We start from the raw sequence: 15,507 nt of genomic DNA on the forward strand, positions 1-15,507 counted from the left end.
AGGCTCAAATTCAGATTTTCTATCTCTTGGTACATTTACTTTAACCGGTCCAAAACTAGTTCTAATATTTTTGGGACTATACCCATTTCTATAATCTTTATTTTCATCAGATAATCTTATATACTTTTCTCTTCCCAGGTGTTCTTCCATTTCTGCTTCTAAAAACTGCTGTATTATGCCTCCAAATAATCTTTGCATAAGTCCATTTTTACCCACTAAGTCTTCCATACTGTTACATTTCTTTAATTCTTTTTTTAAATCAATATCTGGTATTTCTAATACATTCATGATGAGTCTCCTTTCAAAAATTATTTATACTTATTATTTCCACTATTACCAGTTTCCCATACATAAAAATGGCGTNCTTATTATTTCCACTATTACCAGTTTCCCATACATAAAAATGGCGTACCTGGATTTGATTTATACAAATCCAGGTACGCCCTCTCATAACAAAGGCCTCCACTCCACGCCAAAAATCTCGTAGAGTGTCTTTTATCATTTTCATGATTATTCATCCACATCCACCGTTACGCCGGACTTGAATTCCACTGTGAATTTGTCCTCGTAGACTGTGATCTTTTTAATCAGTCGCCGGACAAGCGGCCCGTCATATTCGGTCAGGGCGGTGGACTGTTTCCGCCGGAACGCATTCATTGACTTGTTTCCATAAACGATAGGAACTATAATCATGCTATTGATTTGTTTCCGAAAACAGACAAACTCAATAGATTTGTTTCCTCGCACTGATTAATGGTGTCAATCTATCAAAACGAACGACTCGTTCCACATGGAAACTGTAGTTTCACTGCAGAGGGAACATATTATTCAACAGACTTCAGAGACTCAATCATATTAATTTTCTTGATCTTGAAATACGTAACTATCTGCATAATGCCAGAAACAAGCATAATAATGAGAGATGACCATATAAAACTGGCAGCGTGTATATTTTTGAAATATACATCTGTGTCGCTTTCTATTGCACCTATTACAAATCGATGAAATGGAATTCCAACCAGTAAACCAACACCTATACTAATTAGCGTAAGCAAAAATGTCTCACGGTAAATATATTGATTCGTCTCTCTATCATTAAATCCAAGAACTTTCAATGTAGCGATTTCACGTTTTCTTTCACTCATATTGATTGACGTTAAATTATAGAGTACAATTATCACCAGCATTGATGCAACAACAACCAACAGGACAACAATATTATTCAGGCTTTTATTCCCACTCCCGGCCTGCTGCAGGACGTCATCTCTGAAAGTCACATTTATAACGGAACCGTCCTTCAGCAGATTTTTGGCCAGCATATCTTTATTCTGTCCGCAGTTGGCTGCAATCACATTATAGGAAACATCTTTTCCGAATGTTTTGCCGTATAAATTTTTGCTCACATAAATATAATTCTGCATATAATTTTCGGCAACGTCGGATACTTTCAGCGAATACAGGTTGTTGTCCGCATCCCTTACTTTAATTGTACCACCCCTGCCTATCTTTAAAACTTCAGCAAGCTTCTGGGTAATTACAACACCACCATCATTCATCTTAATACTATTTTCTGTCAATTGGCTTGTCAGATTATAATATTTCCCAAACAGATTTTCATTTTCCGGTACCACCAAATAGGTATCCAGTGACTGGCTGTCCGATCCGGCTTTAAGGGTTTCCTGTCTGAGCAAAAGAGGGTTTCCAACCTTTTCTCTCGCCAGCAGTCCTTTTAGATCCCCGCCAATATCTGCAGTATCATTTTTCAGCATAATCAAGGTATTGTATTTAAAAATCTCACCGTACTGCTTTTCTGCTATACCGTTTATGCTGTCCTTTATTCCAAATCCAGTTACCAACAGAGCTGTACAACCGGCTACCCCGACAATGATCATAAGAACCCTCGGCTTATATCGAAATATATTACGCATCGTAGTTTTGCTGTTAAAGGAAAGATGTTTCCATATGAATCCTATTTTTTCAAGCAGGATTCTCTGTCCGTTCTTCGGCGGAACGGGACGCATTAAAACGGCAGGCTGCTGTTTTAACGCCCTGCTGCAGAAGAAGACCGTTACACCTGTCATAAGAGCTGCAACAACTACTAATGATATCAATAAACTTGTAATGTCATACTGAATGGTAAGCGGCGGCAGAATAAACTTACCAAAAGTGGAATATATGATATTTGGAATAATGTTTCCAAATATAAAAAATCCCGTTATAGTGCCAAGGACAGTGGAAGACAGCACATAAAACAGATATGTTAAAATAATATGTGCATTTTTAAATCCAAGTGAAGCCAGTGTCCCAACTTCTTTTCGCTCTTCCATGATCATCCTGGCCATCGTATTAGATGTCATAAGCATGACAATCAATATGACGAACAAGGGGAAAACAGCTGCCACTGAGGTAATGGTATCTTCAGCACCTTTTAGGTTCTTGTACCCTGTTACAGCATCATTTCTGTTATAAATGTACCATTTTGCATTTTCCATTTTAGGTTTTAATTTTATCAGCTCATCATTAACCCGTTTCGATATAACATCATATTTTTGCGAATATGACCTTACATTTCCAGTACCGGACGCAGTAATGTAAATTTCAGTATAGACATCCATATTGAAATTACCTTTATTGACAAATATAAATGATGTAAGTTTTCCACTTCCGATTGTAGTATTGCCATAATCAGTATCCACATATAACGGTGATTTTACAGTACCCACAACGGTAAATGCTGTATTCTTTAATTTTTTACCTGTGTCACTGTCAATTGTGATTTTATCACCGACTTTATATTTCCTGCTATCTGCAATACATTCCCTGTCCGTTTTTGGCATTCGTCCCCTAACCAGTTTTACAGTGTTCACCGAATTTTCGATTTCATGCACTCTTATTGCCTTATTTTCCTCAAGAACATCCAGAGAATGACTTGGTACAACATCTTGTATACCTTTTAACGATTCAATCGCCTTTACATCCTTATCCGTCAATCCTATCGTGCTGACTACTTTAAAATCCATCAGCTTATGGGCTTTGTAATACTTATCAACAGAATTAATAATATCCGACGAGGCTTCATTCAATCCTATAAAGAATCCAAAACCAACCATGACGATTATAAACAGCGATATATATCTTCCAAAAGACTTTTTTATCTTAATAAGAATATTTTTAAACAGCAATTTTATCACCACACAATTTCTTTGGCTTTTTTAGGATTCTTGTTTGTGGAAACATCTTCCACAGTTCCATTTTTGATTCTGATTATCTTATCTGCAATTCCTGCTATGGCGGCATTGTGTGTTATTATGACAGTTGTGGTGCCCATTTGTCCGCATGTATTTTGTAAAAGTTCAATAACCCGCTGACCTGTCACACTGTCAAGTGCTCCGGTGGGTTCATCACACAAGAGCAATTTTGGATTTTTTGCTATGGCCCTAGCTATGGCAACACGCTGCTGCTCGCCCCCAGACAACTGTGCAGGAAAATTGTCGACTCTTTCGGATAAACCTACCCGTTTCAATACAGTTTTGGGTTCAACATGATCCGGACATATCTGACAGGCGAGCTCCACATTTTCAAGCACAGTTAGGTTTTCCATAAGATTATAAAACTGAAATACAAACCCAATATCGCTGCGTCTGTAGTTCACAAGTTCTTTTTTGGTATAGTTATGAACTTCATTGCCGTCAACTACTATTCTGCCACCACTGGGGCTGTCCATTCCACCCAGCATATTCAATACAGTTGTTTTTCCTGCACCGGACGGGCCAAGTATTACAACCAGCTGGCCTTTTTAAATTGAAAAAGAACAATCTTTTACTGCAGCAATTGTAACATCTCCAGCAGTGTATTCTTTTTTAACATTTTCAAAGTCTATAAATGACATTCAATATCCTCCCAACTTTTGTTAAACAATATGTTGATTATTTTTCTTTAATATAGTATACTAACATCATGATATAAATACAACAATCATATTATTAAAAAATGACAGTTAGAAAACAAATTCTCATAAATCGTTTAATAAGTCACAAAATTTTTTTATCCGAACGCTACCATTGCTAATACTCCCTGCTTCTCGAAGTGGGAGATAAGCACTGCTGCGCAGGACCTAAGAATCACTTTATATGGGAGAAATTATCATGAAAAAAGAGAAAACTGACAGACGGGTTAAATACACAAAAATGGTCATAAGACAGAGCTTTATCAAATTATTAAAGCAAAAAAATATATCCAAAATTTCCATAAAAGAAATCTGTGAAGATGCCGACATCAATCGTGCCACATTTTATGCCCATTATAAAAACCAATATGATTTGCTAAAGCAAATAGAAAATGAAACTATCGACGAAATTAATCAATATATAAGCAGTTATGATTTTAAAAACAAAAATAATGTTTCCACTGTGGGAATTGAAAAGATTCTAGAATATGTAAAGGAAAATTCAGAACTCTTTGATCTTCTGCTTAATTCAAACGGTGACACGAGTTTTCAACAGGAAATCATAAAAATTATAGGAAGGCAGCATTTCATACCAATAAAAGAAAATAATCTTCTCAAAAAAGAAGATTCAGAATATATATTTCATTTTTTAGCAAGCGGCAGTATCTGCACTATCCAAAAATGGCTGAAAGAGGGTATGAAGAAGCCTATCAGTGAAATAGCCAGATTGATACTTGAAATATCAAACAATGGTGTAAAATTTTATGAGTGAATTTAAGACAAGTATTTTCCCCTTTTGATGGACTTGCATTGTCATTACGTCAGAGCAGTTTCATTCATATTGTTCAGCATTTTATAAAGCAGCTTATACAGTTCCTGTGCCTCTTCTAGTTTAAGTTTCACACATTTCCCAACCTGCATGGGAATTTCAACTGCCTGCTCCCTAAGTTTGTCTCCCCTATCGGTCAGTGTAACAATAAGATTTCTTTCATCATATTTCGAACGGGTGCGTTTAATGTATCCCTTGGACTCAAGTTTCTTCAAGACCGGCGTCAGAGTACCGGAGTCAAGGTAAAGATATTTTCCAAGTTCCTTAACATTTAACTTTTCTTTTTCCCATATTACCATCATGGCAATATACTGTGTGTATGTCAGGTCTATTCTATTAAGAAATGGTTTATATTTTTTAGCTATCTCCCTTGCACATGCGTAAATTGGAAAACATAATTGATTTTCCAGTTTTAAAACATCATATATATTCTTCACAACGTATATACTCCTTTTGCAAAGCTTGCAGTATTGTACACAATTAAATTTACCGTTTTCCCTCTAAAAACGATTTTGCAAACTGACTTACTCTTTTCAAATCGGCAGCATCCGGCTTTCCCCTATGAATAGGTCCAAATGAACCTCTGCAGTGGTACTCCCTGCTGCTTACGTTTATTCCCCTTTTATCTGCAAGTTTTTTTACCTGCGAATAGGTGGACTTAAGGATTGCCGCAGTACTAAAGTTCACAATCTTACCAAAAGTAACATCTATATCTTCAATAAATTTTTTAACCTGAGCGTCCACACCTGCAGCATATACAGAGCTCCCAAGAAACAGTACGTCCACATCATCCGTCAATTTTTCATTTACTGTTTTTGCCTCCGCACCTACTGTTTCTGCTATCTCATCCGCAAGTTTTTTGGTATTGCCTGTCCTCGTATAATACCTTACCGCTATTTTCATCACATTTTCCTCCTTATTTGCCAACTATGGCATCGATAGTTTTCTAGATAATAATTTTATAACTCATTTACTTGCTTTTGTCACATTCTCATAATAAGATTTATCTCCTAATTTTTAAAGTAACTTCTCTATTTTTACAGCTACCTTTTCAGGTGCTGTTACCGGTGCAAATCTTTCAACTACATTGCCCTTTCGATCTACAAGAAATTTTGTGAAATTCCACTTGATCTTATTTCCGAAGGTTCCGCCCTGTTGGGATTTCAGATAAGTGTAAAGCGGGCTTTCATTTTTCCCATTCACATCAATTTTTGAGAATTGAGCAAAAGTAATTCCATATTTAATATTACAGAAATTTGCAATTTCTTCATTACTTCCCGGTGCCTGATTGGCAAATTGATTGCACGGAAAATCAAGTATCTCAAACCCCTGAGATTGATATTTCTCATACAAATCCTGAAGTCCCTTATACTGCGGTGTAAATCCACATTTTGTAGCCGTATTGACAATCAGCAGTACTTTTCCCTCATATTCCTTCATGGAAACATCAATGCCTTTATTGTTCTTTACGGTGTAGTCGTAAATATCCATATCTTATCTCACCTCCATATTATATTGTATGCAATTTAATTGTATGCAATATAATTACACTTGTCAATAATTTTTATTTTCATTTCAAATCACAAATCAGATACAAATATTTAGCAGTTTATTCATATATAATTAATAAAATTCAATTGACTGCACGATCTATATATGATAAAATATTTTCGTTCGAACGTACGAATTATTAATGTACTTTGGGGTGAAATATTATGAATAGTTACATTACCTTATTTTTATTTTTTACCTTTTATTCTTTTCTGGGATGGACAATTGAAACCATTTTTGCAAGTATGAATAGAAAAAGCTTTGTCAACAGAGGATTTTTAAGCGGCCCTTTTTGCCCGATATATGGCACCGGAGCTGTTCTGGTGCTGCAGATATCATCACTAACAGGCACTTATTCTGAAAATCATCCCATCCTCATAGGTATTTCACTGTCTGTTGTCATGGTTACATTGCTGGAATATGCAACTGGTTTTATTCTGGAAAAACTTTTCAACTGCAAATGGTGGGATTACAGTGACAACTATGCAAATATCAGAGGGTATATATGTCCTCAATACTCGCTGTTATGGGGAATACTTGCATTTTTGGTAGTTCAAATAATTCAGCCGCTGGCATCCTCGGCATTCTTATATGTGCCCTATAAAGCTAAAAGCTATATTGTACTGTTTTTAATGATCTATTTTATGCTTGACACAGTAAAGTCTACAATTGATGCATTAAAGCTCAGAAATATAATTGTCAACCGCTTAAATTTTTCAGAAGGTACTTACTACAATAAAATAATGAAATATGAAAGATTTTTAAAGGCATGTCCCAGAATGATGATCTTAATTTTAGAAATGGCAAACCAAAATATCAGAGGTGCAGTAAATGATAAGATCTATAAAATCAAAATTGCATTTAAAAACATACTCTAAAGTTGATCTGGATATTGAATATAGAAAATGCATTAATGATCTAATCGCCAGCCCCGTTGTCCTATCCATGCAAAATTTTGTACAGCACGGCAGCCTGTCGTGCCTTGAACACTGCATCAATGTTTCCTACAAAAGCTATGTCATATGCAGATATTTAAACTTGAATTATCGCTCTGCAGCCAGAGGAGGCCTGCTCCATGATATGTTCTTGTACGACTGGCATACATCAAAACCTGAAAATGGATTACATGCCTTCGTCCACCCTATCCTGGCACTGAAAAACGCAAACATGTACTTTGTTTTAAATGATGTAGAAAAGGATATAATAGCAAAGCATATGTGGCCACTGACACTGAAACCGCCAAAGTACGGGGAATCATTGATAGTATCTTCTGTAGACAAATACTGTGCTTTTACAGAAACACTTAATAAAGGAAATAAAGACTGTATCAAGGAGATAGAAAAAATATATACCTAAATATTAATAAGAAAGGATAAAACACTATCTTTGATTTTGTTGCATATCCCATAGGACACCTCTTGAGATTCATATATGAAATACTATCATTTAAGAATTATGGGATTGCCATTATTCTGCTGACAGTCATTATAAGAACACTACTGCTCCCGCTGTATATAAAGCAGTACAGGTCAACTTCAAAAATGGGTGAAATCCAGCCTAAAATGAAAAAGCTCCAGGAAAAATACAAGAATGACAGTGAAAAGTTAAATCAGCATATGATGGAGCTGTACAGGGAGAACGACATAAACCCGGCGGGTGGGTGCCTGCCGCTGTGCTGCAGATACCGATTCTATTTTCTCTCTACTACGTTATATCACAGCCTCTAAAGTATATGTTTGGAATGAATTCTTCCATAATTGATAAATTATTCAGCACTATACCTCACAATATGATAACTGTGAAAAATATGCACGATCTGAGTATAATAAATTATTACAGCAACAACATGGATAAGCTGCATCCGGTAAACTCCATACTCAATAAAAGCCAACTGCTCAACATGAATTTTTTCGGAATAAATCTGGGCTACATCCCAAGTTTCAATTTTCACAGCATGAGTGCCCATGACATGACTTTGATGATAATACCTGTCCTGGCTGTAGTAACTACATACATATCTGTCAGATATTCTTCACAGGATATGCCAAGTACATCCGAAAATAAAATGCAGGATTCCCTACAGAAAAATATGCTTTTATTGTCGCCAATCATGACCGGATTTATTTCATTCCAAGTGCCCGCAGGTATGGGGCTTTACTGGATAATAAGCAATGTATATCAGATATTTCAGCAGATGTTTATGAACAAATTCATTATAAAGAAGGAAGCAAATTCAAATATAAAATGTAAGAATAAAAATAAAATAAGTAAAATCAAAAAAGAATATTGATGGTCAAATTTAAAAACATATCCCAGTATGATAATATATTATTTGTAATGTTAATTAATTTGAGGCTATATAGGAGTTGAATTTGAATGGGCGAAAAGGTTAAAAATACTAGCCAAGCAGAAAGAATATTAAATGCGGCTTTCAGATGTATTTCCGAAAAGGGATACGCAAATGTCTCCTCAAGAGATATCGCAAATGAAGCCGGCGTTGCTTTAAGTCAGTTAAATTATTATTATAAAAATAAAGAAGGACTTTTTAAAAAAGTGATAGAGATGTTATTCAAAAAATATTTTAATGAAATTGAAAACAATCTAAAAAAAGGCACCACAAAAAGTGAAAGTTCAGTATATCTGATAAAATATTTCAAAGAAACATTGATTAAAAAGCCTGAATTATTCAAGATCTTCTTTGATTTAACCAGTATGGCACTTTGGTCGGAATCTTTAAAGAAATTCCTTAAAGATCTTTTTGATAGCTTAGCTAAATTAATTGAAAAATATATAGTAAATGATTCTATAAAATATGAAAATTTAAAATCATGTTCACCAAGTTCATTATCAAGGTTGATATTAGGCACACTTTTTGGAACGTCAATCCAACTAATGATGACAGATAAAAAAGAAGAGTGCCTAAATACACTATCCACACTAGAGCTAATACTTTCTTGAAATCACATTTTTCAACAGCTGTAAGGTAATTACCATATCTTACAGCTGTGATTTTTTGAAGTCATCTTCCATCTGCTGTATCTGTTTTTCAAATACTTTTTTAAATGGGGCAATGAGAAGAAATATGCCTGCAAAAACCGCAAGTATAACAAGTATTTTAAGAAAATGAGCCCAATTGGGACCTGCTATTGCCTCCCTGAACCCGTTTATGGCATAAGTAAATGGTAAAAATGGAGCCAGGGAAGCCAGTCTTTTTGAAACAATTTCAAGAGGGTACACACCGCCCGTTCCAAAAATCTGCAGTATCATGATAACTGCAGCCAGGCCCTTTCCTGCATTTCCAAACATAAAGACGCAGGTGAATACTATTATGGTAAATGTGATGCTTACCGCAAATGCAATTCCTATCATGGCAGGTATATTCACGGGTCTTATTCCCAAAAGCAAAAATTCTCCAAGTAAAGTTATGGATGTCTGTATTAAAGAAATAGCTATAAAAAGAAATAGTTTCCCCACATATGCCTGAATCATACTGACTTTTGTCCCATCTTCAAATTCCCTGCATTCATATGTAAGTATAACTGAAAGGAGAAGTACACCAACCCATATTGACAGCGTAGTGAAAAAAGGAGTTACTCCATATCCAAACAATCCAAGATTGTAGAGCTGGACATTTTTTAGCTCCACCGGTGACGACAGCAAGCTTGAAATTTCAGGATTTTTCTCCATTATATCTATTATGCGGTCAAGGTTTTTTTCATTTATCATATTCATATTGCTGTTCAGCTGATTTAATTTGTTTTGAATATCTCCAAGCCTTTTATTTACCTTGTTCACATGGGAAATTGATATTTCACTGACGGAATTACCCGTATTTACCAGAGAATTGAGCTGCGGAACAACCTTTCTTGTATATTCAAGTATATCATTATAATTTTCCAGGCCCATATCGATATTATTGTTCACATCATCCAGTGCCTGACTGGTACTTGAGTAAAATGAATTGGACACATTCACTGCATCCGACGACAGTTCATTTCCCACTATGGAAATCTGATCTATGATTGAATTTATATTTTCTTTCGAACCGCCGCTGTTAACAAGCTGCTTCAATTGTGCAAGATAACCTTCCTCCGCCCTTATTGAATTTTTCATCACGTTAAGTGCATTTATAAGTCCTGCCACCCCGTTGTTAGGCAGTATATCATTTATGGTATTGAGTATCTTCAAATCACTGTCGATTTCCTCCAGCATTGAATTATTCAAATTATCCATCTGATTTATAGTGCTGTTTGTGACAGAAGAACCTGAAAATTCATTGTTCATATTTTCAAGGCTTGACAAAAGAGATTGAAATTGTGTGTTTTGTGTCTGGAGCTTGTTTATTCCCCCTGTCAGATTATTCTGGGCTGAATTTATGACACGCTTTGTAGACTGTGCAAGAGATTTTTCATGATTTACAATATCCTGAAGGCTGCTGATCTGCTTAGAGAGCTTTGGGACATCACTTTTAAGTTTATTCAAATAATCCTGTATTCCCTTTGAATTTTCATTTACTTCTGAAAAATATTTTTTTGTTTTATCTATGGCCTTAATGGAATTTTCCATTGAATCTTTAATCTGTAAAATCTCAGGCTTGTTCTTATTTAATTTTTTACCAAGCGAGTTCATCTGCTTAATAGCTTTCCTGTCACATATTTTTATAAAGTTTGATTTAATCTGGTCTGCCAGTGTATCTTTTACCTGGCTTGTGATCTTGGTAGCAGCTGCATTCAGCTTCTCGTTGGATTTATATATTATATTTGGCTTTTGCGGATCCGAAGTGGCAAGAGTCAGAAGCTTGTTTGAAAAATCTTCGGGAATTTCTATCAAAGAGTAATACTTTCCGGTATTGAGTCCATAATTTCCCTGCCATTCATCTATGATAACCCATTTTACACTTTTGTCTTTTTTCAATTCATCCGTAATTTGATTTCCCACATTTATAGTTTTTCCCTTGATATTGCTGCCCTCATCCCTATTGACCACTGCAATGGGAAGCCTGCTCATGTTAGATTTTGAATAGGGATTCCAGGATGCTTTTATGGTAAAAATAGCATAGGTAGATGGAAGAAAGCAAAATACCAAAATCGTTATAAATACAGGAAGACTTTTTACTATACTATTAAAATCCCTTTTTATTATTCTAAATATAACTCTCATACGGTGTCACTCCCATTACTAATATTTATACTCCAATGCCCGACTCCATAAATTTGCTGTGAAGTTTGCTCGTTATCCCATACAAGGGTTTTTTCAAGAAAAATCCAAGCAATACATTAATTACAGTCATGAGAGAAAGTATTGAAAAATCCAGAACTACAGTGCCTGCAAAAGGCCCTCCAATTGACTCTCTGAATCCGCTTAAACTATAGGTAAATGGAAACAGCGGCTGAAATATTCTAAAAAGCAGCGGGTTAAGCTGTATGGGATAGAGGGCACCACTTCCCGTCAGCTGCACTACAATCAATAAAACAGCCATTGCTTTGCCAATATTTTCAAATATGGATACCATGCTGTACACCATTGTTGAAAATGCAATTGATGAAAACAGTCCTACCATTATCATGAGAAAGAAATTCTCAGTATAAACATGAAGTATGAACTTGGTAGTAAATACAATTATAAGAGATTGTATTATAGAAATTGAAACAAAAAACAGCATTTTTCCAAAATATTTTTCCCTCAATGATAAATTTTCTGAGCCCTCAAATTCTGCCACCGTTGTTTTAAGCATTGCTGCAAGCATAGTACAGCCTACCCATACGGAAATTGTCATATAAGTAGGTGCAAAAGCCGATCCAAAGTTTGGAACTGTATAAATATTTTCTTCTTTTATATTAAATGGGTTGGCCATGAAATTTCCCATGAGCTCAGGATTGTTTTGAAGTATGGTTATTATCTTAACTATATCGCTGTTATCTGTGAGCTTCAGCTTGTTACTTACATTCAAAATTGGATTTTTGAACTGAAGAAGTTTATTTTCCAGATCCCCAGATGAATCAGCTATGAGTCTGCTTCCATCCACCAAAGTATCTATGGATTTCGTGCCCTGCTTGTCTATACCTTCTGCAGTCTTTAAAATATCTGCAGAACTATTGGAAGATGAAATCAAATCATCGGCAACGGAATTTAACTGTCCTCTTACTCCGCCGTTATACTGGTTAATGGAATCAATTAGTTTTAAACTCACATCTGACGTATTTTTAATTATGGAATTCTTTATTCCGCTGCTTATCTGATTCGTGTCATTTAAATTTTTCTGAAGACTATTTACATTGTTTTTTTCAGCATTCAGCAGATTCTTTACTTCATTCAAAGAATTTAAGAGGGTTGATATACCCCTGTTGTGTGCAAAATTATTCACTGACTGCAAAAAATTTATTGAAGCATTTACCTCCATGTCCAACACATATATCTGGTAATTTATCTTGTCTACCGTAGAATTCACATTCGAAGAATTTGAGTTTTCATTCACTAAATTCAAATCGGATACAAGCATTTGAATCCTGTAAATATCTGCCTTGGCATTATCCAAATTTATTTGGACATTGTTAAACGAATTATTCAGGGAAAGCTTTATAGACTCCACAAGTTCCCCGCTGTTATAAGGTATCTGGTATGCCATGTCGTTATTTCCAGATGCAGAAATGACAGGTTTTAACTGTTCAAAAATCTGTGCAATATCATTGGCATCATCATTTACACTTCCAAGTGCAGTTGTAACAAAATCCATATTGTCACCCAATGCTATTATCAGATCTTTCAAATTTATTATCTGGGACTTATTCCTGTCTGCTTTTTCGCCTATAACATTAAGGGAAGAGAATATAGCCTTATTTACTGCATATGTAAAATTAGATTTTATAGAGTTTACAAGGGACTTGGCCGCACTTTCAGTTATCATAGTTCCTATAGGGCTTGTCTTTGTATCTGCCTTATAGAGTATCTGTGCCCTCTTGGGATTGTCCGTAATTATACTTGAAAGATCAGAAGAAAAATTTTCAGGTATCTCAATTTCCGCATAGTATTTCCCGTCCCTCATTCCCTGATCGGCTTCCTTAGAATTGACAAATTTCCATCCAATATTATGATTTTTCTTAAGATTATCTACAATTTCATTTCCAACATTGATATTTTTGTTCTCTACTGCGGCACTCCTGTCTTTATTCACAACAGCTATGGAAATATAATTTAACCTGGCGCTGGTATAAGGGTTCCAGATTGCCTTTACATTTACCAGTGTATATAAACATGGCATTATACACAATCCTATTATAATTGTACGTGCTGCTTTATTCCTTATTACGGTCCTTACATCTCTTTTAAATATTTTAACAATATTCTTTATCATATCATATCGCTCCCATAAAACAACAAAATATTTATTGTACCTCCGCTTCTTCTATAAGATAAATAAATGTTCATTCATTAATAAATCGGAATTTACTTTAATGCATTGATACATATTTCTGCTATCCTTTTGACATCTTTTTCTGTGAATTTTTTATTATTTTCTAATTCCAACGAAAACGACAAATAGCTAAATGGGATTGTAAAAGATACAGTCAGTACTTCAGTAGTAGTTACATTAGATTTAATCTCACCAGTTCTCTGTCCCAGTTCAATCCATTTTTCGGCTAAATTTAAGACATATTTGAATTTATTAAGTTTTTCTTTTGTCAATATTCTCAGATCCATCACAACTGAAGCAGCAAATTTTGCCAGCATTGGTTTTTTATTTGCACTCATAAATAATTTTCTTATTATTTTATATCCGGCCTCGTACATTGTGGCAGAAGAATTGATATCCGATATAAAGTTATCAATTATGGTGCTCATTTCTGAATCCACCAATTCCTCTACCAACTCTTCCTTGCTGTTATAGTATCTATATAAATATCCGGGTGAAACCCCCGCTTTTTTACAAATCAAAGCAATTGATACTCCAGAATAGCCGTAATCTACTATACATTCCATTACTGCTTTTTTGATATTATTCATTTTTTTAGGATCCGCAATTCTAGCCATTTCATATCACCATCCCAGAATATAAATAAATAAATATTTATTTATATTCTATGTTTATTTTATGAGCATGTCAAGACACTCTCCTCAAACTACTTTCGGGAAATAAAAAAAATATAACTTAGCATTATCAAAACTGATGTTATATAATGGAGGTAAGTTTATATAAATGGGGGTAAATTGACATGGAAGTTGTATTGGACTTCGACTTTAAACTAAATAAATCACAGGTATTTCGAACTTTAAAATCCTATGGAGAGTTATTGGAAGAAAATGAAATAGAAGGGCTGTACAACTTGCTTCTTCCTACAGTATATGAAACGGCAGAACCCGTAGGCATATTCAGCATAGAAAAAAATGACAGCCATCTTTCCTTTAATGTCATGAAAAACTACAGCCACATGGTGTACTGCATCATAACTCTCGGAGATAACTGCAGTAAAAAAATAAGCGAGTTTTTTTCCTATGGAAATATGAAAAGGGGAATGGTAATGGATGCAATGCTCACTTCCTACCTGTTTGAAACAAGTTCTCAGCTTTTCACCCACATCTACAAAAAATCCAAAGAATTGAATCTAGGGTTAAGCTGCAGAATATCACCCGGCGACGGAGAGCTTCCTCTTGAATATCAAAAAAACATACTTGAAAAACTGGATGCCAAAAATTTTTTAAATTTAACTGTAACGGAAGGCTATATGCTTTCTTCCGACCATTCCATGGCATATATATACGGAGCCGATGAAAATTTGCCCTTAAACAAAAAAGACCATGATTGCTCACGATGTCCCAACAGAGATATCTGCAACATGAAAACCATTTGATCATCGTCTGCGCTTATTTTTTCTTTTTCTGTATATAAGATCAGAAGTAATCGACAAAAGTAAAAATGCCGACAGCAATATTTCCAGCTTACTGCCCAATTGTGGATTAAAATATGTAATCAGTTCAATCATCAATATCACCATACCAACTACAATGAGAAAATTTATTTTAAAATTAATGTACTTTTTATCCACACCTTCTGCATCCAGCATGAATTTTTTGCGTACTGTCCTGCTGTATTTCATTGCCAATCCTTGAATAATACCTATAAACCCTAAAAAAGTCAACAGACCCGTAAAAGTAGAATCCAAAAAACACACCTCCACTATTTTAT

At 34.9% G+C, this 15,507-nt stretch carries 15 protein-coding genes and 2 pseudogenes; 6 read left to right on the plus strand and 11 right to left on the minus strand.

The genetic code is table 11. From position 1 onward, the window contains the following. The 4 genes and pseudogenes from AB8S09_RS04400 to AB8S09_RS04415 all read right to left on the minus strand — a co-directional run. Positions 1-288: transposase (locus tag AB8S09_RS04400; RefSeq protein WP_369868540.1), on the minus strand; the 288-nt coding region annotated here is incomplete at its 3' end. Between the two features lie 92 nt (positions 289-380). Then, entirely contained in the window at positions 381-518 is a 138-nt protein-coding gene (locus AB8S09_RS04405; RefSeq protein WP_369868541.1) for a hypothetical protein, read from the minus strand. Positions 519-824: 306 nt separating this feature from the next. Then, positions 825-3,194, minus strand: a complete 2,370-nt coding sequence (locus AB8S09_RS04410) for an ABC transporter permease (protein WP_369868542.1) — start codon at positions 3,192-3,194, stop codon at positions 825-827. After that, a pseudogene (locus tag AB8S09_RS04415) lies at positions 3,188-3,889 on the minus strand (ABC transporter ATP-binding protein). Before AB8S09_RS04415 ends, AB8S09_RS04410 begins: the two are co-directional and overlap by 7 nt. 256 nt (positions 3,890-4,145) lie before the next feature. Between AB8S09_RS04415 and AB8S09_RS04420 the strand changes: the two are divergent. Beyond that, positions 4,146-4,718: a TetR/AcrR family transcriptional regulator gene (locus tag AB8S09_RS04420; RefSeq protein WP_294182429.1), complete on the plus strand. Its 573-nt coding sequence runs from the start codon at positions 4,146-4,148 to the stop codon at positions 4,716-4,718. A 44-nt stretch (positions 4,719-4,762) separates the two neighbouring features. Here AB8S09_RS04420 and AB8S09_RS04425 read toward each other — a convergent pair whose 3' ends face one another. The 3 genes from AB8S09_RS04425 to AB8S09_RS04435 form a co-directional block, all read right to left on the minus strand. Next, positions 4,763-5,212 (minus strand): MarR family winged helix-turn-helix transcriptional regulator, encoded by a 450-nt coding sequence (locus AB8S09_RS04425; RefSeq protein WP_294182428.1) that lies wholly within the window; start codon positions 5,210-5,212, stop codon positions 4,763-4,765. A gap of 49 nt (positions 5,213-5,261) precedes the next feature. Further along, a complete protein-coding gene (locus AB8S09_RS04430; protein WP_369868543.1) occupies positions 5,262-5,678 on the minus strand; it encodes a flavodoxin family protein in 417 nt (138 codons plus the stop codon). Between the two features lie 114 nt (positions 5,679-5,792). Further along, positions 5,793-6,266 carry a glutathione peroxidase gene (locus AB8S09_RS04435; protein WP_294182426.1) on the minus strand — a complete coding sequence of 158 codons (474 nt, stop codon included), beginning with the start codon at positions 6,264-6,266 and terminating at the stop codon, positions 5,793-5,795. A gap of 224 nt (positions 6,267-6,490) precedes the next feature. Here AB8S09_RS04435 and AB8S09_RS04440 point away from each other — a divergent pair, with 224 nt between their 5' ends. From AB8S09_RS04440 to AB8S09_RS04455, 4 genes and pseudogenes are all read left to right on the plus strand, one after another. Then, positions 6,491-7,204, plus strand: a complete 714-nt coding sequence (locus tag AB8S09_RS04440) for a putative ABC transporter permease (RefSeq protein WP_369868544.1) — start codon at positions 6,491-6,493, stop codon at positions 7,202-7,204. Further along, entirely contained in the window at positions 7,158-7,682 is a 525-nt protein-coding gene (locus tag AB8S09_RS04445) for an HD domain-containing protein (RefSeq protein WP_294182424.1), read from the plus strand. The genes AB8S09_RS04440 and AB8S09_RS04445 overlap by 47 nt, the downstream gene beginning before the upstream one ends. Before the next feature lie 62 nt (positions 7,683-7,744). Further along, positions 7,745-8,616, plus strand: a pseudogene (locus tag AB8S09_RS04450) (YidC/Oxa1 family membrane protein insertase). An 86-nt stretch (positions 8,617-8,702) separates the two neighbouring features. Next, positions 8,703-9,284: a TetR/AcrR family transcriptional regulator gene (locus AB8S09_RS04455; protein ID WP_294182422.1), complete on the plus strand. Its 582-nt coding sequence runs from the start codon at positions 8,703-8,705 to the stop codon at positions 9,282-9,284. 39 nt (positions 9,285-9,323) lie between these two features. Here AB8S09_RS04455 and AB8S09_RS04460 read toward each other — a convergent pair whose 3' ends face one another. From AB8S09_RS04460 to AB8S09_RS04470, 3 genes are all read right to left on the minus strand, one after another. After that, positions 9,324-11,486 carry a YhgE/Pip domain-containing protein gene (locus AB8S09_RS04460; protein WP_294182421.1) on the minus strand — a complete coding sequence of 721 codons (2,163 nt, stop codon included), beginning with the start codon at positions 11,484-11,486 and terminating at the stop codon, positions 9,324-9,326. A 25-nt stretch (positions 11,487-11,511) separates the two neighbouring features. Next, a complete protein-coding gene (locus AB8S09_RS04465; protein ID WP_369868545.1) occupies positions 11,512-13,677 on the minus strand; it encodes a YhgE/Pip family protein in 2,166 nt (721 codons plus the stop codon). 92 nt (positions 13,678-13,769) lie between these two features. Next, the gene (locus AB8S09_RS04470) at positions 13,770-14,354 is read right to left on the minus strand and encodes a TetR/AcrR family transcriptional regulator (protein WP_294182419.1); all 585 of its coding nucleotides are present in this window, start codon (positions 14,352-14,354) and stop codon (positions 13,770-13,772) included. 182 nt (positions 14,355-14,536) lie between these two features. On the opposite strand from AB8S09_RS04470, the gene AB8S09_RS04475 reads away from it, so the two are divergent. Continuing rightward, entirely contained in the window at positions 14,537-15,172 is a 636-nt protein-coding gene (locus tag AB8S09_RS04475) for a 5-methyltetrahydrofolate--homocysteine methyltransferase (protein ID WP_294182418.1), read from the plus strand. Here the strand turns inward: AB8S09_RS04475 and AB8S09_RS04480 are convergent, their stop codons facing one another. After that, a complete protein-coding gene (locus tag AB8S09_RS04480) occupies positions 15,173-15,493 on the minus strand; it encodes a hypothetical protein (protein ID WP_294182438.1) in 321 nt (106 codons plus the stop codon). It abuts the gene before it with no gap. Between the last annotated feature and the right edge of the window lie 14 nt (positions 15,494-15,507).

The sequence above is a fragment of the Clostridium lapidicellarium genome (genome assembly GCF_041224415.1).
GTDB classification, from domain to species: Bacteria; Bacillota; Clostridia; order Clostridiales; family Clostridiaceae; genus Clostridium_B; species Clostridium_B lapidicellarium.